General features: G+C 73.3%; 20 protein-coding genes. 4 read left to right on the top strand and 16 right to left on the bottom strand.

Going from position 1 to position 18,320, the window contains the following annotated elements; translation table 11 throughout:
• Positions 1–11 precede the first annotated feature (11 nt).
• Positions 12–1,232, bottom strand: a complete 1,221-nt coding sequence (locus tag HHX33_RS26775) for an ABC transporter ATP-binding protein (RefSeq protein ID WP_182877019.1) — start codon at positions 1,230–1,232, stop codon at positions 12–14.
• A gap of 123 nt (positions 1,233–1,355) precedes the next feature.
• Here HHX33_RS26775 and HHX33_RS26770 point away from each other — a divergent pair, with 123 nt between their 5' ends.
• On the top strand, positions 1,356–2,363 hold the full coding sequence (locus HHX33_RS26770; protein WP_182877018.1) for a LacI family DNA-binding transcriptional regulator: 1,008 nt from the start codon (positions 1,356–1,358) through the stop codon (positions 2,361–2,363).
• Positions 2,364–2,369: 6 nt separating this feature from the next.
• Here HHX33_RS26770 and HHX33_RS26765 read toward each other — a convergent pair whose 3' ends face one another.
• Complete coding sequence (locus tag HHX33_RS26765) at positions 2,370–2,858, bottom strand: glutathione peroxidase (RefSeq protein ID WP_117409481.1); 489 nt, start codon at positions 2,856–2,858, stop codon at positions 2,370–2,372.
• A 360-nt stretch (positions 2,859–3,218) separates the two neighbouring features.
• On the opposite strand from HHX33_RS26765, the gene HHX33_RS26760 reads away from it, so the two are divergent.
• Positions 3,219–3,779 carry a lytic transglycosylase domain-containing protein gene (locus HHX33_RS26760; protein WP_182877017.1) on the top strand — a complete coding sequence of 187 codons (561 nt, stop codon included), beginning with the start codon at positions 3,219–3,221 and terminating at the stop codon, positions 3,777–3,779.
• Between the two features lie 26 nt (positions 3,780–3,805).
• On the opposite strand, the gene HHX33_RS26755 is transcribed toward HHX33_RS26760, so the two are convergent.
• The 4 genes from HHX33_RS26755 to HHX33_RS26740 form a co-directional block, all read right to left on the bottom strand.
• Complete coding sequence (locus HHX33_RS26755; protein ID WP_182877016.1) at positions 3,806–4,141, bottom strand: DUF202 domain-containing protein; 336 nt, start codon at positions 4,139–4,141, stop codon at positions 3,806–3,808.
• Positions 4,138–4,488, bottom strand: a complete 351-nt coding sequence (locus HHX33_RS26750) for a YidH family protein (RefSeq protein ID WP_117409482.1) — start codon at positions 4,486–4,488, stop codon at positions 4,138–4,140. The genes HHX33_RS26755 and HHX33_RS26750 overlap by 4 nt, the downstream gene beginning before the upstream one ends.
• Positions 4,489–4,577: 89 nt before the next feature.
• Positions 4,578–4,943: a hypothetical protein gene (locus tag HHX33_RS26745; RefSeq protein ID WP_117409523.1), complete on the bottom strand. Its 366-nt coding sequence runs from the start codon at positions 4,941–4,943 to the stop codon at positions 4,578–4,580.
• 10 nt (positions 4,944–4,953) lie between these two features.
• Positions 4,954–5,796, bottom strand: coding sequence for a ferritin-like domain-containing protein (locus HHX33_RS26740; RefSeq protein ID WP_220502232.1), 843 nt, complete (start codon positions 5,794–5,796; stop codon positions 4,954–4,956).
• 106 nt (positions 5,797–5,902) lie between these two features.
• On the opposite strand from HHX33_RS26740, the gene HHX33_RS26735 reads away from it, so the two are divergent.
• On the top strand, positions 5,903–6,163 hold the full coding sequence (locus tag HHX33_RS26735) for a UBP-type zinc finger domain-containing protein (protein WP_117409483.1): 261 nt from the start codon (positions 5,903–5,905) through the stop codon (positions 6,161–6,163).
• Positions 6,164–6,186: 23 nt separating this feature from the next.
• Here the strand turns inward: HHX33_RS26735 and HHX33_RS26730 are convergent, their stop codons facing one another.
• Together HHX33_RS26730 and HHX33_RS26725 are read right to left on the bottom strand one after the other, a co-directional pair.
• Positions 6,187–7,776 carry a Na+/H+ antiporter gene (locus HHX33_RS26730; RefSeq protein ID WP_182877015.1) on the bottom strand — a complete coding sequence of 530 codons (1,590 nt, stop codon included), beginning with the start codon at positions 7,774–7,776 and terminating at the stop codon, positions 6,187–6,189.
• 58 nt (positions 7,777–7,834) lie between these two features.
• On the bottom strand, positions 7,835–9,163 hold the full coding sequence (locus HHX33_RS26725; RefSeq protein WP_182877014.1) for a hypothetical protein: 1,329 nt from the start codon (positions 9,161–9,163) through the stop codon (positions 7,835–7,837).
• 223 nt (positions 9,164–9,386) lie between these two features.
• Between HHX33_RS26725 and HHX33_RS36520 the strand changes: the two genes are divergently transcribed.
• Complete coding sequence (locus tag HHX33_RS36520) at positions 9,387–11,543, top strand: ATP-dependent DNA helicase (protein WP_182877013.1); 2,157 nt, start codon at positions 9,387–9,389, stop codon at positions 11,541–11,543.
• Positions 11,544–11,702: 159 nt separating this feature from the next.
• Here HHX33_RS36520 and HHX33_RS26715 read toward each other — a convergent pair whose 3' ends face one another.
• From HHX33_RS26715 to HHX33_RS26680, 8 genes are all read right to left on the bottom strand, one after another.
• Positions 11,703–12,530 (bottom strand): hypothetical protein, encoded by an 828-nt coding sequence (locus HHX33_RS26715; RefSeq protein ID WP_220502231.1) that lies wholly within the window; start codon positions 12,528–12,530, stop codon positions 11,703–11,705.
• A 2-nt stretch (positions 12,531–12,532) separates the two neighbouring features.
• Positions 12,533–13,330, bottom strand: a complete 798-nt coding sequence (locus tag HHX33_RS26710) for an SGNH/GDSL hydrolase family protein (protein WP_182877012.1) — start codon at positions 13,328–13,330, stop codon at positions 12,533–12,535.
• A 14-nt stretch (positions 13,331–13,344) separates the two neighbouring features.
• Positions 13,345–13,779, bottom strand: a complete 435-nt coding sequence (aroQ, locus tag HHX33_RS26705) for a type II 3-dehydroquinate dehydratase (protein ID WP_117409488.1) — start codon at positions 13,777–13,779, stop codon at positions 13,345–13,347.
• Complete coding sequence (aroB, locus tag HHX33_RS26700; RefSeq protein ID WP_182877011.1) at positions 13,776–14,852, bottom strand: 3-dehydroquinate synthase; 1,077 nt, start codon at positions 14,850–14,852, stop codon at positions 13,776–13,778. Before aroB ends, aroQ begins: the two co-directional genes overlap by 4 nt.
• Positions 14,849–15,361: a shikimate kinase gene (locus tag HHX33_RS26695; protein ID WP_117409525.1), complete on the bottom strand. Its 513-nt coding sequence runs from the start codon at positions 15,359–15,361 to the stop codon at positions 14,849–14,851. Before HHX33_RS26695 ends, aroB begins: the two co-directional genes overlap by 4 nt.
• Positions 15,362–15,375: 14 nt before the next feature.
• Positions 15,376–16,554 (bottom strand): chorismate synthase, encoded by a 1,179-nt coding sequence (aroC, locus tag HHX33_RS26690; protein ID WP_220498867.1) that lies wholly within the window; start codon positions 16,552–16,554, stop codon positions 15,376–15,378.
• A gap of 152 nt (positions 16,555–16,706) precedes the next feature.
• The gene (locus tag HHX33_RS26685; protein WP_182877010.1) at positions 16,707–17,399 is read right to left on the bottom strand and encodes a prepilin peptidase; all 693 of its coding nucleotides are present in this window, start codon (positions 17,397–17,399) and stop codon (positions 16,707–16,709) included.
• Between the two features lie 188 nt (positions 17,400–17,587).
• A complete protein-coding gene (locus HHX33_RS26680; RefSeq protein WP_182877009.1) occupies positions 17,588–18,157 on the bottom strand; it encodes an SseB family protein in 570 nt (189 codons plus the stop codon).
• Between the last annotated feature and the right edge of the window lie 163 nt (positions 18,158–18,320).

Raw genomic sequence — 18,320 nt, 5'->3', positions numbered from 1 at the left:
CGCCTGGGGCCTCAGCGGCCGATGTTGGCCTCGTGGCCGATGGACAGGCCCGAGTCGACGTCGAAGAAGTGCAGGTTGTGGGTGTCGACGACGAGCTCGATGTCCTGACCGGGACGGACGTGGCTGCGGGCGTTGACGCGGGCGGTCCACAGCGACTTGTCGCCGGTGAGCGGCAGCGACGTCTCCTCGTCGTCGCCGTCGTTCGCGGCGGCCACGGTGTCCTTGTGCTCGACCGGCGGGGCGTCGATCGTGAACAGGACGTTGATCTCCGAGCCGAGCTCCTCGGTGACGGTCGCCTTGACCGGGACGTGCGCCCAGCCGGCGCCGTTGCCGCTCGCGGAGCCGGAGTCCTCGAAGTCCGAGGGCCGGATGCCGAGAATGATCTTGCGGCCGATGTAGCGGTCGAGGCCCGGCTTCTCGGCGAAGGTCGAGTCGGGGACGGGCAGGCGGTAGCCGGCGAAGGCGACGGTCGCGCCGCCGTTGTCGCGGACCAGCTCGGCGTAGGCGAAGTTCATGGCCGGGGAGCCCATGAAGCCGGCGACGAACAGGTTGACCGGGTCGTCGAACAGGTTCTGCGGGGTGTCGACCTGCTGCAGAATGCCGTCGCGCAGGACGCAGACGCGGTCGCCGAGGGTCATGGCCTCGACCTGGTCGTGGGTGACGTACACCGTGGTGACGCCGAGGCGCTCGTGCATCTGGTTGAGCGAGGCGCGCATCGAGACGCGGAGCTTGGCGTCGAGGTTGGACAGCGGCTCGTCCATCAGGAAGGCCTGGGGCTCGCGGACGATGGCGCGGCCCATCGCGACACGCTGGCGCTGACCACCGGACAGGGCGGCGGGCTTGCGCTTGAGGTACTGCTCCAGGCCGAGCATGCGGGCGGCGTCGTTGACCCGCTTCTGGATCTCCGACTTGGGCATCTTGCGCAGCTTGAGGCCGAAGGCGAGGTTCTCCTCGACCGTCATGTGGGGGTACAGCGCGTAGTTCTGGAAGACCATCGCGATGTCGCGGTCCTTCGGCGGAAGGTGGTTCACCACGCGGTCGCCGATGACGATCTCGCCGCCGCTGATGTCCTCCAGGCCGGCGATCATCCGCAGGGCGGTGGACTTGCCACATCCCGACGGGCCGACCAGCACCATGAACTCGCCGTCCTTGATCTCCAGGTTGAGGCCGTTGACGGCCTTCACCCCGCCCGCGTAGATCTTGTCGACACTGTTCAGAACGATAGAAGCCATGCCAGTCCTTCGCGCTTGCGAGTCAAGAGCAAGTGGATACGTTTTCATGACTGTCCCGTGAAATGCCGCCTATTGTCAAGATTTCGGTCACATGCCGGGTGGAATCATGATGGAATCGTTTCCATGAGTGGTCCAGCGCAGCGGCGAATAACGATCAAGGAAGTGGCGGAGGCGGCGGGGGTCGGGGTGGCCACCGTGTCACGCGTCCTGTCAGGAGGCTCCGCGAGCCCCGAGACCCGGGAGAAGGTGTACGCCGCCGCGGCCAGGCTCGACTACCGGCCGAGCGCGCTCGGGCGCAACCTGCGGCGCCAGCGGACCGGCGGCGTCGGGCTGCTGGTCCCCGACATCACCGACAGCTTCTACGCGCGCCTGGCCGACGGCGTGCTGTCGTGCGCCCGCTCGTACGGCGAGCCCGTGACGATCGGCGTCACCGGCGACGACCCCGAGCGGGAGGCCGAGCTGATCGGCGCGCTGATCGAGCAGAGCATGGACCGGCTCATCGCGGTGCCGTCGGGGGACGGCGACATGTGGGCGCCCGCGTTGCGGGCGGGGCTCAACGTCGTGTTCGCCGACCGGCGGGTGCGGACCGACGTGCCGAGCGTGGTGCCCGACGACCGGGCGGGCGTGCTCACGGCGGTGGAGTACCTCGCCGGGCTGGGCCACCGCAGAATCGCGTTCCTCGCCCGGCACGGGCAGGCGCAGCGGGTGACCGCGTTCCTGAGCGCGGCGGCCTCGCTGGGGCTGCCGGTCGACCGCGACCTGGTCGTGCACGCGCGGGCGAGCCGCGACTCCGCCTACGCGGCCGCCGCCGGGCTGCTGCAGCACCACTCGGACGTCACGGCGGTCCTCGCGGGCGGCAACGTGCTCGGCGAGGCGGCCGTGCTGGCCGCCCGGGAGCTGGACGTGCGGATCCCCCGGGACGTGTCGCTCATCATGTTCGACGACGTGCCCTGGGCGGAGCTGTGCTCCCCGCCGCTGACGGTGATCGCCCAGCCCGCCCAGGACATCGGGTACCGCGCCGCCGAACTGGTGCTGCGGCAGGGCCGCCGGCCTCCGGCGGTCACGCTGCCCACGCGGCTCGTCGTACGGGCGAGCTGCGGGCCCCGGGTCGCGCCGCGCCGGTCCTCCTGACGTCCGTCAGGAGACGACCTTCTCGATCGCCTCGGCGATCTCCGGCGACTCGGGCGCGACACGGGGGCGGAACCGGGCGACCACCTCGCCGTCGGCGGAGACGAGGAACTTCTCGAAGTTCCACTCCACGTCGCCCGCCGACCCCGAGGCGTCGGGGACGGCCGTGAGCTCGGCGAAGAGGGGGTGCCGTCCCGGGCCGTTGACCTCGGTCTTCTCCAGCAGCGGGAAGTCCACGCCGTATGTCGTGGAGCAGAACTCCACGATCTCCTCCGCCGAGCCGGGCTCCTGGCCCATGAACTGGTTGCAGGGCACGCCGACGACGGTGAAGTCGCGGTCGGCGTAGGCCCGCTGGAGGGCGACCAGGCCGCCGTACTGCGGGGTGAGGCCGCATCTGGAGGCGACGTTGACCACCAGTGCGGCCCGCCCGCCGAGCAGGCCGCCGATGGTCGTGGCCGTGCCGTCGATCGTGTTCACGGGGATCTCGAGAACGCTCATGTCCGCACCATACGTCCCGTCTTCCCCGCCGTGCCTCGCAGGGCCCCCTGATGCGCGCCGTGTCGTCCCGGTCGTCCCGCCCCCCTGGCCGACCGGTGCCCCTGGTTAACCTGCGCCCCTGGAGACGGTCGGCGTTGGGCGGCGGATCGGCAAAGAACCGTCCGCGGCGTGTCGCGAATGCCGCCGCCGGGGCGGGCCGCCGTATTTCAATCCGCGTGAGGACCCGTCGCGGTGCCCCCCGGAAGCTCTTCGTGATCCGGTGCGGGCCGAGCGGACGGCGACGCCCGCGCCACGGGCGTACGGCCGCGAAGGGCGCCGGCGCGCGCCCCTTCCGCACGCGACCCGATGACAAGGACCGATTTGGACAGCAACAGCGTTCTACGCAGCACAGTCGCCGCCGTCGTCGCGGCCGCCCTGACCGGTGGCGTGACCGGCAGCCTGACCGGGGGCGTGAGCGGCGTCGCATGGGCCGGAGAGTCGGCCACCACTGAGTCGGCCAATGAGTCGGCCGGTGGGTCGGCGGCAGTGCCGGCCGGGCAGAACGCCCGTCAGGTCACGCACCTCGGGGTGTGGACGATGCGGGCGGCGCCCGAGGCGCCCAGGTTCCGGGCGCCGGCGAAGGCGCTCAGCAAGGCCTACGCCTTCCGGCTCGTCACCCGCCGCACGTGGTCGGGCCAGGAGTTCCAGTGCCTGGACAGTCTCTGGACCAGGGAGAGCAACTGGGACCACCGGGCCTACAACTCCGGCTCCGGCGCCTACGGCATCCCGCAGGCGCTGCCCGGCGACAAGATGGGCTACGTCGCCCAGGACTGGCGGTTCAACCCGCAGACCCAGATCAGGTGGGGGCTGCGGTACATCAAGGGCCGTTACGGCTCGCCGTGCGGCGCGTGGGGCCACTTCCGGTCCCACAACTGGTACTGAACACCGGCGCGCGGGCCGGGGTCTCGTCAGGCGAGGCGGAGCACCAGGACCAGTGCTCCGGCCGCGGCGGCGAGCGCCCCGGCCCAGGCGACGCGGGCGTCCAGCCCGGAGCGGAGCGGGCGCCCGTGCCGCAGCGCCCGTTCCAGGGCGCGGTGCCGCAGCCCGGTGCGCAGGAGCAGGACGGCGCCGGCGAGCGCCACCACCCCGAAGGGGACGGCGAGGCCGGGCAGGTCGTCCCGCACCGCCGCCCCCGCCGCCCCGATGCCGGAGCCCGACATCAGGACCGCCGTCCGCACCCAGGCCAGCCGGGTCCGCTCGCCGTGCAGGCCCGGCCTGGGACCGCCGCCCCCGGACGTGGTCACGCGAGCACCCTCGGCACGAGGATGAGGAGCAGGGCGAGGAGGGCCACCCCGGCCACGCCGTACCCGAACATGGGCGCCAGGGCGGGCGGCGGGAGCGCGCGGTCCTCACGCAGCGCGCGGTCGATGTGCCGCCAGCGGGGATAGGCCGAGCCCGCCGCCAGGGCGGACAGCAGCACGAGCACGACGGCGAGCAGCGTGCGCACCCACGGGACGAAGACGCCTTCGGGCACGACCGCCATGGCGATGCCGCCCGCGCTCAGTGCGAGAGCGGTGCTGATCCAGGTGAGGAACGTGCGCTCGTTGGCGAGCACGAAGCGGGGGTCTGGCTCGTTCTCGTTCCCTCTCATAGGAGAACGCTAATTCTGCCCCTTTTCCGGCAGATTTCCCGGGTTGTGGCTAATTCCGGATGTCTTGGCCAGGCCCTCCGGCGGCCGGGTCAGATGCAGGCCTCGCTGACCTCGCGGAGGTACTTCGCGCCGTCGGTCGCCACCCTCTGCGCCGCGTCCACCGCCGCGTTGGCGTCGTCGACGTTCAGCTTCTGGAGGCTGTCGGCCAGTCCCTGCAGGGCGTCCCTGAGGCTGGTGTCGGCGGCCTTGTTCGCCATGTCCTCCAGGTCGGCGGCGCCGTCCTCGATCTTCTTGCGCATCGCGGCGGGATCGTCGGCGACCTTGCCGATCTCGCTGACCGTGCGGCTGATCACCTTCGTCGCTTCGGCGCACGACTGGGCCTTGTCCGCGGTCGCGCAGCCCGAGGCGAGCAGGACGGCGGCGGCGCAGGCGGCGGCGAGGGGGAGGAGTCGCATACCGATCACCCTACCCAACCGTCCCCCGATCGCCGCGGCTTCGCACGGCGGCGGTTCCCGCACCCTCCGCCCGTCCGGTGCCGCTGTGATGTCCGGCGCCGCTTTGGTGTTCGACGCCGCTGTCTCCGGCGCCGCTCTGCGCGGGCGGCCACATGACGCCGGCGACGACGGCGCGGAAGCCCGCCGCCACCTCCCGGACGAAGACGGCCCCCGGCACCCCCACCCCGCGCAGCGCCCCGCCGTGGTCGGCCACGACCACGGCGACCACGCCGGCCAGCAGGGCCCACCACAGGGCCGCGGCCGCCGCCCGCGTCAGCCGGGACGACCTCCGGAAGGACCACCGCAGCCGGTCGCGGTGGAACGGTACGTGGCGAAGCTCGTCGGCGAGGATCCGGCCGGCGACCTCGGCGGCCAGCGGATCATCGGCGCCGTCGCGCACGGCCCGGTAGTAGGCCAGCGCGACCACCTCGGCGAGCATGAGGACCATCAACTCCATGCGCAGCCCGAGGAGCCGCCGCAGCCGGACGAAGACGGCGTCGGTCCAGTGGCCCGGGAGGGTCGCCGCGCCCGCCGCCTCGATCAGCCGGGCCAGCAGGCGTGCGTGTTCACGCTCCTCCGCGATGAACAGCCGGACCGCGGCCGCGTACACCGGGTCCCCGGCCCGGGCGGCCTTGCCCGTGAGGAAGGCCCCGTCGCCGTCCTCGCCCACCTGGAACCGCTGGAGGCTGCGCACCAGGGCGGGGTCCAGCCGCGCGCCCCGGCTCCAGTCGGGGTCGCCCCACGTACGGCGGAGCAGCGCGGCGCCCTCGAAGTCGCGCAACCAGTTCGTGAAGTCACCGATGTCGACCGTCATGGCCGGGAACCTACGGGCCGGGGATGCAGATTCCGGGGGCGGGTTTGTAGAGGTTTGAAGGAGAACGCGGCCGGGCCAGTCGAGTGGGGGTCATAGCATCTGCGGCATGGGATCGTGTGAACATCTGCTCGTGACCGCCGAGGCCGACGCGCTCACGCCGGAAGGCTGTCAGGAGTGCCTGAACCTCGGTATGCACTGGGTCCACCTGCGCAAGTGCCTGACCTGCGGCCACATCGGCTGCTGTGACTCCTCTCCCGGCAAGCACGCCACCGCCCACTACAAGGAGACGTCCCACCCGGTGGTCCGCTCCTACGAGCCGGGCGAGAACTGGCGCTGGTGCTACCTGGACCAGCGCCTCGGCCAGTAAGCCCGGCAGCCGCCGGCAGCCGCTCAGCCGCGTTCGAGCGTCGCCTCCTCGAAGTCGAGTTCCTGCATCACCCGGTGGAGCACCTCGTCGTCGATGCGGCGCTCGTCGCGCAGCCGTACGAACACGTCGCGCTCGGCGGCGAGCATCTCCCGGCGCAGCCGCCGGTAGAGCGCGGCGGGCGTCTCCTCGCCCTCCGCGCCGGTGCCGCCGCCGAGCCGTTCCCAGGCGTGCATGGCCCGGCGCTCGGCGCGGGTGCGCAACTGGTCGACGACCTCCTCGTGGACGTCGCGCACGCCGTCGGAGGTGAGCTCCTCCAGCCGTGACAGCGCCGCCGACGCGGCGGCCTGCTGGGCGCCCGCCTCCGCCAGGTCGTCGGCGTACCGCTCCCTGGCGGTGGAGACCCCGAGCTTCCTGATCAGCCAGGGGAACGAAAGGCCCTGCACGATCAGGGTGCCGACGACGACGGCGAACGTCAGGAACAGCAGCAGGTTGCGCTGGGGGAAGTCCTCGGGCAGGGCGAAGGCCGCGGCCAGCGACACCACCCCGCGCATCCCCGCCCAGCTCGTCACCACCACGTTCTGCCACGACGGCGTCTTCGGCTCCCGGGTGCGCACCCGCTTCGACAGCATCCGCGGGAGGTAGGTGCTGGGCGGCACCCAGGCGGCCCGCACGAGGACGACCACCAGGAACAGCACGACGGCGTACGTCGCGAGCCGCGCGGGCGGCTGGCCGTCCAGCCCGGCGAGGATCGGGCGCAGCTGCAGGCCGATCAGCGCGAACACGATGGACTCCAGCACCAGGTCGGCCACCCGCCAGACCGCCCCGGACAGCAGGCGCGTGCCGTACGAGCTCCGGCTGAGCTCGTGCCCCAGGTAGATCCCGACGATCACCACGGCGATCACGCCGGAGGCGTGCACGGCCTCGGCCGCCAGATAGGCGGCGTACGGCACGAGCAGCGAGACGCCGTTGGCGATCAGCGCGTCGCCGAGCCGCCGCAGCACGAGGCCCGCGATCCGCGCGATGGCGAGGCCGATGACGAGGCCGAGCCCGGCGGCCAGGAGGAACTGCCCGCCGACGTCCAGCACTCCCCCGGCCGTGCCGGCCACGGCGCCCAGCGCGACCCGGTAGGCGGTCAGCGCGGTGGCGTCGTTGAACAGGCTCTCGCCCACCAGGATGGTCAGCGCCCGCCGCGGCAGGCCGAGGCGGCGCCCGATGGCGACCGCGGACACCGCGTCGGGCGGCGCGATGATCGCGCCGAGCGCGAAGGCCGCGGCCAGGGGAAGCTGCGGCACCATCGCGTGCGTGACGAACCCGACCACCACGGTGGTCATCAGGACGAGCCCGACCGCGAGGAGCCCGACGGGCCGGGCGGCGTCGCGCAGCCGCAGATAGGAGCTGTCCAGCGCCGCAGAGTAGAGCATCGGCGGCAGGAAGACCAGCAGGACGATGTGGGGGTCCAGGCTGTAGTCGGGGACGCCGGGCAGGTAGGAGGCGGCCAGCCCGGCGACGACCAGGAGCAGCGGGGACGACCAGTCCCGCCATCGGGCCAGGGCGGCGACGGCGAGAGCGCCGGCGGGAAGAAGGAGGAACTGCAGTGCCGTTGAGGTGTCCATCAGAGGACGAGGTTACTTACAGCTGGAACCCCTGCAGACCACCGGCCCGTAAGTCGGCCTACCAGCCCCGCGCGTCCTCCCAGTTCTCCTGGCCGTCGTCCGGCCACTGGGCCGGGCTCTCCCCGGTGGTCCGCCCGGAACGCCGTCTTCCGTGGCGCTCGTGCTCCGCCTGCGGGTCGGGGCCCTGGCCCGCCGGCCACTGGTCCGGCCGCAGCCGCTCGCCCGTGTGGTAGAGCGGCGGTTCGTTCATGTACGGCCGGACGGAGCCGATGCCGAGGGGATCGTTCGGGTCGACCGCCGGGGGCTGCTGACGGGGGTCCGCCAGGGGCCCGGTCTGGGTCGCGGAGGACGCGACGAGGCGGTCCTGCGTGGGGGTCCCCCGGGCGACGAGCACGTCGTTGGGGCCGAGCGCGGGCGGGGCGGGGTGGGCCTCGGGGGCCGGGGCGGGCGGCGGCACCGGCGGGCGGGCGTACTGCCCTGTGCCGGGGAAGTCCGGATACTCGTAGTCGCCCTGGTAGTCACCCTCGTAGGTGCTCTGGTAAGTGCTCCGGTAGTCGCCGCGGGTGGGCTGCTCGGGGTAGCCCGCGTCGTGTCCCCGGTGGGCGTCCGGCGCGGCGTACCCGTTCTCGCCCCGCGCGTACGCGTCGTGGGCGGCGCCGTAGCCGTCCTGGGCCTGGCCGTAGGAGCGCTGCGGCGTGGCGTACGGATCGTCGGCGGTGTACGGATCGCGGGTGGCGTAGCCGTCTCCGGCCTGACCGGCGGCGTACCCGTCGGGCGGCGTGGCGTAGCCGTCCTGGGCCTGGGCCGCGTAGCCGTCCTGCGGCCGGGTGCCGTAAGGGTCGGCGGCCTGCGCCGGGTAGGCGTCCTGCGCCTGCGCGGCATAGGGGTCCTGAGCGGGGTACGGGTCCTGGGCGGGGTAGGCGTCCGCGGCCTGCGCGCCGTACGCGTCCCTGACCGGGGCGGCGTACGGGTCGTGGGCGGGATAGGGGTCCTGGGCCTGAGCGGTGTACGGGTCCGGGGCCGCGTAGGGGTCCTGGGCCGGATAGGCGTCCCGGCTCTGGGCCTCCTGCTCCTGCCGCTGGGCGTGCGCCGGGTATGCCTCCCGGCCGGCGGCGGCGTAGCCGTCCTGGTCGGGCGCCTGCCGGGGGAAGGGCCCGGTGCCGGCGTCCTGGTCCGGGACGTCCTCCTCCGCGAACCCGTCGTCCAGGGTGTCGATCAGACGTCCCACGTCGTCCATGGGCATACGGAAACTGGCCGTGCACATCTCGCCCCGCCACAGACTCAGCACCAGCGTGCCGTCGTGCCAGGTGACCCTGAGCACGCGGTCCTGACCCCGTGCGTCGAAGAACACCTCGCCGAACGATGGCAATGGGACAACTTCCGACATGGCAGTCATAGTGCCTTTACCAGCCCTTTTTCGTCCACTCGATCCCGGGAACCCTGGCGCAACATCCGCTTCGTCCTCTTTGACCTCACTGGGAAGATCGCCGTTGACCTTGAGAGCACTGGTATCCAGTGTGCCATGCGGGCCGGGAGGGAGTTCCTGGAACGCCAGGATGTGGTGAACGCGGCACGCACGAGATGTCGGTGGCAGGGGGTAGCGTTCTGCCGTGCCAAAGGACCGTCCCGAGCTTCCGCCCGTCGAAGAACTCCTCACCGCCGCGGTGACCGCGGTGGGCGGCGTCGAGCGCCCGGGCCAGGTCAAGATGGCGCAGGCGGTGCGCGACGCCGTCGAGAGCGAGGAGCACCTGGCCGTGCAGGCGGGCACGGGCACCGGCAAGTCCCTGGCCTACCTGGTGCCCGCGATCAGGCACGCGGCCGAGAGCAAGAAGGCCGTGGTGGTGTCCACCGCCACCATCGCGCTGCAGCGCCAGCTCGTCGACCGCGACCTGCCCCGGCTGGCCGACGCCCTGGAGGGCCTGCTGCCGCACCGTCCCGAGTTCGCGATCCTCAAGGGGCGCCGCAACTACCTGTGCCGCCACAAGACGGCGGCGGGCATGCCCGAGGACGAGGACGACCAGCTCTTCGACCCGCGCGAGGTCAGCGCGACCGGCCGGATGGTGCAGCGGATCCAGGACTGGGCCGACGAGACCGAGACCGGAGACCGCGACGAGATCGTGCCAGGGGTCAGCGACCAGGCCTGGCGGCAGTTCTCGGTGACCGCCCGGGAGTGCCTGGGCGCCCAGCGCTGCCCCAGCGGCGCCGACTGCTTCGCCGAGCTCGCCCGGGAGCGGGCGGGCGAGGCCGACGTCGTGGTGACCAACCACGCGCTGCTCGCGATCGACGCGATGGAGGACTTCGCCGTCCTCCCCGAGCACGACGTGGTCGTCGTGGACGAGGCGCACGAGCTCGCCGACCGGGTCACCTCCGTGGTCACCGGCGAGCTGTCCGAGGCCACGGTGAGCCTGGCGGTGCGCCGGGCGGGACGGCTCGTCGAGCAGGGGGTGGCCGACCGGCTGCAGGAGGCGGGCGAGGACCTGCGCGCCCTGCTGGGCGCCGCGCCGCCCGGCCGCGTCGACACGCTGCCGCAGTCGCTCGGGCTGACGCTCTCTCTGGTGCGGGACGCCGCGTTCGCGTGCATCACGGCGCTCGGGCCGCGCAACAAGGACAAGGACGACCCGGAGAACGCCGGGCTGCGCAAGGCCGCCTTCACCGTGCTCGACGACGTCCACGACACCGCGCAGCGGATGCTCGACGCGTTCGGCCCGGCCGCCGGCGGGACCGGCACGGGCCTCAGTGCCGACGACTCCGATGATCCGGACTCCAGGGCCTCGGACTCGGGGTCCTCAGGCACCCGGTCCTCAGGCACCCGGTCCTCAGGCACCCGGTCCTCAGGCACCGGGGCCGCGGCGTCCGGAGGGCCCACGGGCCGCGCGGGCGGCGACGCGGAGGCCGAGGAGATCCACCGGGCGGAGGTCGTCTGGCTGGAGGAGGGCCGCGGCCGCGTCCCGCCCACCCTGCGGGTCGCGCCGCTGTCGGTGGGCGGCATGCTGCGGGACAAGCTGTTCGGCGACCGGACCGTCGTCCTCACCAGCGCCACGCTCGCACTGGGCGGCACCTTCGACAGCCTGGCCCGGCAGTGGGGCCTGCGGCCGGGCGAGTGGACCGGCCTGGACGTCGGCTCGCCGTTCGACCACCCGCGCCGCGGCATCCTCTACGTCGCCACGCATCTCCCCCAGCCCGGCCGCGACGGCCTGCCGGAGGCGTACGTCGACGAGATCGCCGAGCTGATCGAGGCGGCGGGCGGGCGCACGCTCGGCCTGTTCTCCTCCATGCGGGCCGCCAAGGCCGCGACGGAGGCGCTGCGCGAACGGCTGGACGTGCCCCTGCTCTGCCAGGGCGACGACGCGACCGGACAGCTCGTCAAGCAGTTCGCCGGAGACCCCGCCACCTGCCTGTTCGGCACGCTCTCCCTGTGGCAGGGCGTCGACGTGCCAGGGCCGTCGCTGACTTTGGTGATCATCGACCGGATCCCGTTCCCGCGCCCCGACGACCCGCTCGCCTCCGCGCGGCAGCGGCACGTCGCGGCCAAGGGAGGCAACGGCTTCATGGCGGTCGCGGCCACGCACGCCGCGCTGCTGCTGGCCCAGGGGGCGGGCCGCCTGCTGCGCTCGATGGACGACCGCGGCGTCGTCGCGGTGCTCGATCCCCGGCTGGCCACGGCCCGCTACAGCGGCTTCCTGCTGAACTCGCTGCCGCCCTACTGGCGCACCACCGACCCCGGAAAGGTCCGCGAGGCCCTGCGCCGCCTGACCGCCGACCTCTGACCTCCGAGCGGGACCCAGCGCCGCCCGCACAACACCTCTGCCCCCGCACCGGCACCCCCGCGCGCGTGCAGCGCTCCCGAAGCACGCGCGGACGGTGTTCGAGAGCGGGACCGGCGGCCCAAGCCCCGCCGCTCGCTCTCCGCGATGCCGGGCGCTCCCTCACATCCCCGTGACGGCGCCGAAGGTCTCGCCCGCGTCGAGCCGCCGGACGAGGTCGAGCACGACGTGCGGCCCGCCGTTGGCGGCGACCCATCGGCTCACCCGGCACGCCGCCCGGGCATAGGTGGTCCGGTCGGCGCCGGCGGCCCGCAACCAGGCGTCCAGCGTCGCGGGCAGCGGGGCGTCCGTGCTCACGAGGCAGCGGTCGGCCGCGGTGCCCGGCGCGGTGTCGGGCACGGTGTCGGGCACGGTGTCGGGCACGGTGTCGGGCGCGGTGCCCGGCGCGGTCTCGGGGGCGAGATACCGCGGGTCGCCGGAGACCAGGACGGCCAGGCCCTCGTCGAACCACTGCGGCACCTCTGCTCCCGAGTCAAGCCGGGCGTGCAGTTCGACGTGTGACATCTCGTGGGAGGCGATGACCGGGTCCACGCCCGAGGGCGACAGCATCACCGCGCGGTTCAGCACGGCGACGCCCCGCTCCCCGCCACCGCCGATCCGCCGGTAGCAGCGGTCGCTGAGGCAGGCGAGGATCCGCGGAGAGGCCCGCCTGTCTCCGTAGAAGTCGCGGACGCGCCGCTCCGCCTCCTCCACGGCCGAGACCACCTGCCGCTTCCGGTACGGCGGCAGGCCCTGTTCCGCGTAGACGTCCCCCGCCAGCCGTTCCAGTCCGTAACAGCCGGGGCAGGTGGCGGCGGCGACCGCGGGGTAGGCCACCGCCACGACGGCGGCCGCCGCGATCGGCAGAGCCACGAGCGCCGCGAGCAGCCACACCCGCCCGCGCCGGAACGCGCCGCCGCGCGAGCCCGCGCGCCGCCACCTCGACGTCACGGTCAGGTGGTCGACGGGGGCAGGGGGCTGAGATCGGGGCGCTTGGGGGCGAGGCCGTCGCCCGAGGAGGTGCCGCGGAGCCGCCGGCCGATCCAGGGGCCGAAGTGCTCCCTGAGCCACTGCACGTCCTCCTGGCGCTTGGCCCTCGGGTTCACCGCTTCCCGGGGCGGCCAGGTCTTGCGCCAGTCGTCCTCGCCGGGCAGGCCGAGCACGTGCAGCACCCTCGCCGCGACCAGGCGGTGGCCTTCGGCGTTCATGTGCAGCCGGTCCCCGCTCCAGGCCCGCCAGTCGCGCAGCCCCTGCATCGACCACATGTCCACCAGGTGGCAGCCGTACAGGTCGGCGATCGAGCGGACGTGCATGTAGAAGATCGCGAACCGGCCGCGCACACGCCGCATGATGGGCGTGTCGCGGGGGTCGGTGCCGGTGAAGAGCACGACGTCCGCGCCGGTGGCCCGCAGGTCGCGTACGGCCGCGGCGACCTTCTTGGCCATCCGGTCCGGATCGCTGCCGGGGCGGATGAGGTCGTTGCCGCCGGCGCAGAAGCTGATCAGGTCGGGCTTCATCTCGACGGCCACGGGCACCTGGTCGGCGACGATCTGGTCGATCAGCTTCCCCCGCACGGCCAGGTTGGCGTAACGCAACTCCGGCTCCAGCACCGCGAGCCGCTCGGCGACCCGGTCGGCCCACCCCCGGTAGCGGACCACCTCCCCCGGCGCCGGAGGCGGCGCGTCCGGGAGGGGGTCGCCCAGCCCTTCGGTGAAACTGTCTCCGACCGCCACGTACGACCGGTACCCCATGGACCCTTCTTTCGTCACTCGCCCATCTCGGCGATCGCACGCAGCGCCAGCTCGTACGACCGCATGCCGAACCCCGCGATCGTCCCGGTGGCCACCGCCGCCACGACCGAGGTGTGGCGGAACTCCTCCCGCGCGTTCGGGTTGGAGATGTGCACCTCCACCAGCGGCGCCGTACGCTGCGCGATCGCGTCGCGCAGGGCGTAGGAGTAGTGCGTGAACGCGGCGGGGTTGAGCACCACCGGGGTCTTGCTGTCGGCGGCCTCGTGGATCCAGCCGACCAGCTCGGCCTCGTCGTCGGTCTGCCTGACCTCGACCGACAGGCCCAGCTCGCGGCCGGCGTCGCGGCACAGGGCCGACAGGTCCTCGAAGGTCTGCGCGCCGTAGACGTCGGGCTCCCGGCTGCCGAGGCGCCCCAGGTTGGGGCCGTTCAGGACGAGCACCGGCCTCATCGGGCCACCTCCTGGTACGCCGCCTCCAGGAGCTCCTCGGAGGGGTTCTCCAGGCGGGCCGGTCTCGCGACGTCGTCGAGCACGACGAACCGCAGCACGGCTCCCCTGGCCTTCTTGTCCACCCGCATGTGCTCGCGCAGGCGCGGCCAGGCCGCGGCCCGGTAGGTGGTGGGCAGCCCGACCGACTCCAGGATGGAGCGCGTCCGGTCCACGAGGTCGCGGCCGACCCGGCCGTCGAGCCGGGACAGCTCGGCGGCGTAGACGAGCCCGATGGCCACCGCCTCGCCATGCCTGATGTGGTAGTCCTCGACCCGCTCGATGGCGTGGGCGAGGGTGTGACCGTAGTTGAGGATCTCCCGCAGGCCGCTCTCCCGCAGGTCGGCGCCCACGACGTCGGCCTTCACCCGGATCTTGCGCTCGACCAGCTCCCGGGTGTGCTCGCCCTCGGGGGTGCGGGCGCCGGCGGGATCGTCCTCGACGAGCAGCAGGATCGTCGGATCGGCGATGAACCCACCCTTGATGATCTCCGCGAGTCCCGCGACGTAGTCGTCGCGCGGCACGCTCGTCAGCATGGCGAGGTCGCACAGCACGCCCTTGGGCGGGTGGAAGGACCCGACCAGGTTCTTGCCCTCGGGGGTGTTGATGCCGGTCTTGCCGCCGACGGCCGCGTCGACCATCGCCAGCAGCGTGGTCGGCACCTGGACGACCTGCACCCCGCGCAGCCACGTCGCCGCCGCGAACCCGGCCAGGTCGGTGGTCGCTCCCCCGCCGACTCCGACGACCGCGTCGGACCGGGTGATGCCGTACCGGCCGAAGGCCGACCACAGCTCGGCCGCGACGTGCACCGTCTTGGCCTCCTCGCCGTCCGGCACGGGCAGCGAGAGGACCTCCAGCCCGGCGGCCTCCAGCGCCTCGCGAACGGGCCGGGCGATCTCCGGCAGCCCGGCGGGGTGGATGACGGCGACCGTGCGGACCTTCGGGTCGAGCAGGCCCGGCAGCTCCGGCAGCACTCCGGCGCCGACCACGACGTCGTAGGGGCTCTCACCGCCGACGGTGATGCGGGTCGCGGTCACAGCGCCCCCTCGATCTCGGCCACGACGTCCTCCGGCTCGCGGTCGTCGGTCTTCACGACGACCGCGGCGAGCCGCTCGTAGATCGGGCGGCGCTCCTCCATCAGCGTCCGCAGGCGGCTGCGGGGGTTCAGCACGAGCAGCGGCCGGGCCGAGGCGAGGCCGACCCGCCTGACCGCCTGGTCGAGCCCGACCTGGAGGTAGACGACCCGGTGGCCGGCCAGCAGCTCCTGGGTGGCCTCGTGCAGGATCGCGCCGCCCCCGAGCGCGAGCACCCCGGGATGATCGGCCAGCGCGGACCGCACGGCCTCCGCCTCCAGCTCGCGGAACCGCTCCTCGCCGTCCTCCACGAACACGTCGCTGACGGTCTTGCCCGCGGCGGCCTCGACGTCGGCGTCGGTGTCGCGGAACGGCAGGCCGAGACGGTCCGCGAGGAGCCGACCGACCGTTGACTTGCCCGAACCTGGCGGGCCGATGAGGACCGCGGCCGGGCCGTTGGACGCCGATTGCATGATCACTGACCTTATTACTTGATCACCAGGGAGGACAGGTAGCCCGCCAGGTTGCGCGCCACCTCTTCGACGGAGTCGCCGCCGAACTTCTCGACCGCCGCGTCCGCGAGCACCAGCGCGACCATGGCCTCGGCGACGATCCCGGCGGCCGGGACGGCGCACACGTCCGAGCGCTCGTGGTGGGCCTTGGCCGCCTCGCCGGTCAGCACGTCGACCGTGGCGAGCGCCCGGGGCACCGTGGAGATCGGCTTCATCGCCGCGCTGACCCGCAACGGCTCGCCGTTGGTCATGCCGCCCTCGACGCCGCCGGCCCGGTTGGTGATCCGGCGGACGCCCTCGGCGGTGTTCTCGATCTCGTCGTGGGCCCGGGAACCGGGGCGGCGGGCGGTCTCGAAGCCGTCGCCGACCGCGACGCCCTTGATCGCCTGGATGCCCATCAGCGCGGCGGCGAGACGGGCGTCGAGGCGCCGGTCCCAGTGCGTGTAGCTGCCGAGGCCCGGCGGCAGGCCGTAGGCGACGACCTCGACCACCCCGCCGAGGGTGTCGCCGTCCTTGTGCGCCTTGTCGATCTCGGCGATCATCGCCGCGCTCCCGTCCGGGTCGAGGCAGCGCACCGGGTCGGCGTCCACCGCCTCCAGGTCGGCCGGGCCGGGGATCACGTCGCGGCGCGTGACGGCCTCGCCGATCGAGACCACGTGGCTGACGATGTCGACGCCGAGAGCCTGCTTGAGGAAGGAACGGGCGACCTGGCCCAGCGCCACGCGGGCGGCCGTCTCACGCGCGCTGGCCCGGTCGAGCACCGGCCGCGCGTCGTCGAAGCCGTACTTCTGCATGCCCGCGAGGTCGGCGTGGCCGGGACGGGGCCGGGACCGCGGCGCGTTGCGCGCCTGACCCTCCAGGACGGCCGGGTCCACCGGGTCGGCGGCCATCACGGTCTCCCACTTCGGCCATTCGGTGTTGCCGATGCGGATGGCGACGGGCGATCCGAGCGTGCGGCCGTGCCGTACGCCTCCGGAGATCGTCACCACGTCCTGCTCGAACTTCATCCGTGCCCCGCGGCCGTATCCGAGACGGCGGCGGCGCAGCGCCTCGTCGAGGTCGGCGGTGGTCACCGACACTCCGGCGGGGAGGCCTTCCAGGATCGCGAGAAGCTCGGGGCCGTGTGACTCCCCGGCGGTCAACCAGCGCAGCATGACGACCAGTCTTCCATGTGCGCCCGACTGCGGCGTCACCCCGACACCCGTGTGCGCATCCCCGCACATCAGGCCAGGCCCACCCGGCCCGGTACGTCGTTCACAGTTGATCGGGCCGGATTCGTCAGAGACCGCGCGCCGGACACGGCTCTTCATGCCCCGTTCGTGAGACACAGCGCGACCAGCGCGCCCGCGAGCATGAACGGGCCGAACGGGAACTCGGTCGTCCGGGTGGCCCTGCGCGCCAGGAGCAGTCCCACGGCGTACAGCGCGCCGAGCACCTGCCCGGCCATCCCTGCGACGATCACGGACTGCGTGCCGAGCGCGCCGGTCAGCAGGCCGATCAGCCCGGCCAGCTTGACGTCGCCGAGCCCGAGACCGGCCGGGCGGATGAACCACAGCACGGCGTAGACGGCCCCGAGCGCGCACCCCGACGCCAGGGCCGGCAGCAGGCGGCCCGACGGCGCGAGCAGGACCACCAGGATCGGGTACGACGGCAGCGTGATCGCGTCGGGCAGCCGCCAGGTCCTCCGGTCGATCTCCGCGAGCGCGGCGCCGGCCACCACGGCGTACGACCAGGCGGCCAGGACCCAGCCGTCGTGGACCCGCCAGGCGGCCAGCGCCGCGGCCAGCGCGGTCACGCCTTCGAGCAGGTACGGCGGGCGGGGCAGCGGCGCCGCGCGCACCGCCGACGCGAACGCGCGAACCACCTCGGCCCTGTGGCCGCCCGGCTCCACCCCGCCCCTCGCCTCGGGCCGCGTGTCGAAGCCCGTGGCGAACGCCCGGGCGTACGCGCCCGCGACAAGGCCGAGGACGGCGGCGGCGACGATGACGGGGAGGGACACGCGGCCGACCCTAACGCCCGTGCGCCGGACCCGCATGGTCCGAGCACGGCCCTGTGGACGGCCGCTCTCCTGTGGAGAACCAGAGGCGACCAGGCGTGGCGCGTGAGCCCGGCGCTGCCGAGTCAGGCGCGGCGGGTGAGCCCCGCGCTGTGGGGCCAGGCGCGGCGGGTGAGCCCCGCGCTGCCGAGTCAGGCGCGGCGGCGGTTCCACCATCGGCGGCGGGGTGCGTCCTCACCGGCGCCGATCCGGGCGACCGTCGCGTCCGGCACCTCCCTGGTGAGGCGGTCGACGGCGCCGGCGTCGCGCCTCGCCTCCTCCACTGTCGCGAGAGCGTGCAGCATGCCGCCCTCGATCACGAAGGGGACCGGCCCGGCCACGTCCACGACCACGGCGGCGGCGTTCTCGTGGCGTGCGGCCTGGCACACCTGGGGGGCGGTCGCCTGCACCGGCCGGGCGTCCGCCCGCCACCGGCGCATCGGCTCGGCGCCGGTGAAGGCGAGCACCGCCTCACGGCCGTCCTTACCCACCAGTTTGGGGAGGGCCATCTCGCTCTCCTTCTCCTGGCGCAGGCCGTGCTCGCCGACCTCCGACTCGGTCAGCAGAGCGACCACGGGCACCAGCAGCCGGGTCCCGGCGAGCGCCGCCAGGACGTCGGCGGCGGTCGCCGTACCGGCCTCGAACGCCGACAGCGCCGCCGCCACGGCCGCGTCGGCGCCGCCCTCGTCGTCGGGGCGCAGGGGCTGCGGAATCGATGGCACGTCTCCCGACCCTACCTTTCGGGCCGGGCCGCGGATGATGCTCCTATGGATGTCAAGCGGCGACTTGTTGATCGTTCGCTGTGATGATCCGGTAGAGCTCTCGGGCGACGTAGCGTTTGAGGCAGCGGATGATCTCCTTCTTGGACAGGCCTTGTTTGGTTCG

Origin of the sequence: Microbispora sp. H10670 (assembly GCF_014161385.1) — a bacterium.
GTDB lineage: Bacteria > Actinomycetota > Actinomycetes > Streptosporangiales > Streptosporangiaceae > Microbispora > Microbispora triticiradicis.
This window is presented reverse-complemented; position numbering and strand designations above follow the sequence as displayed.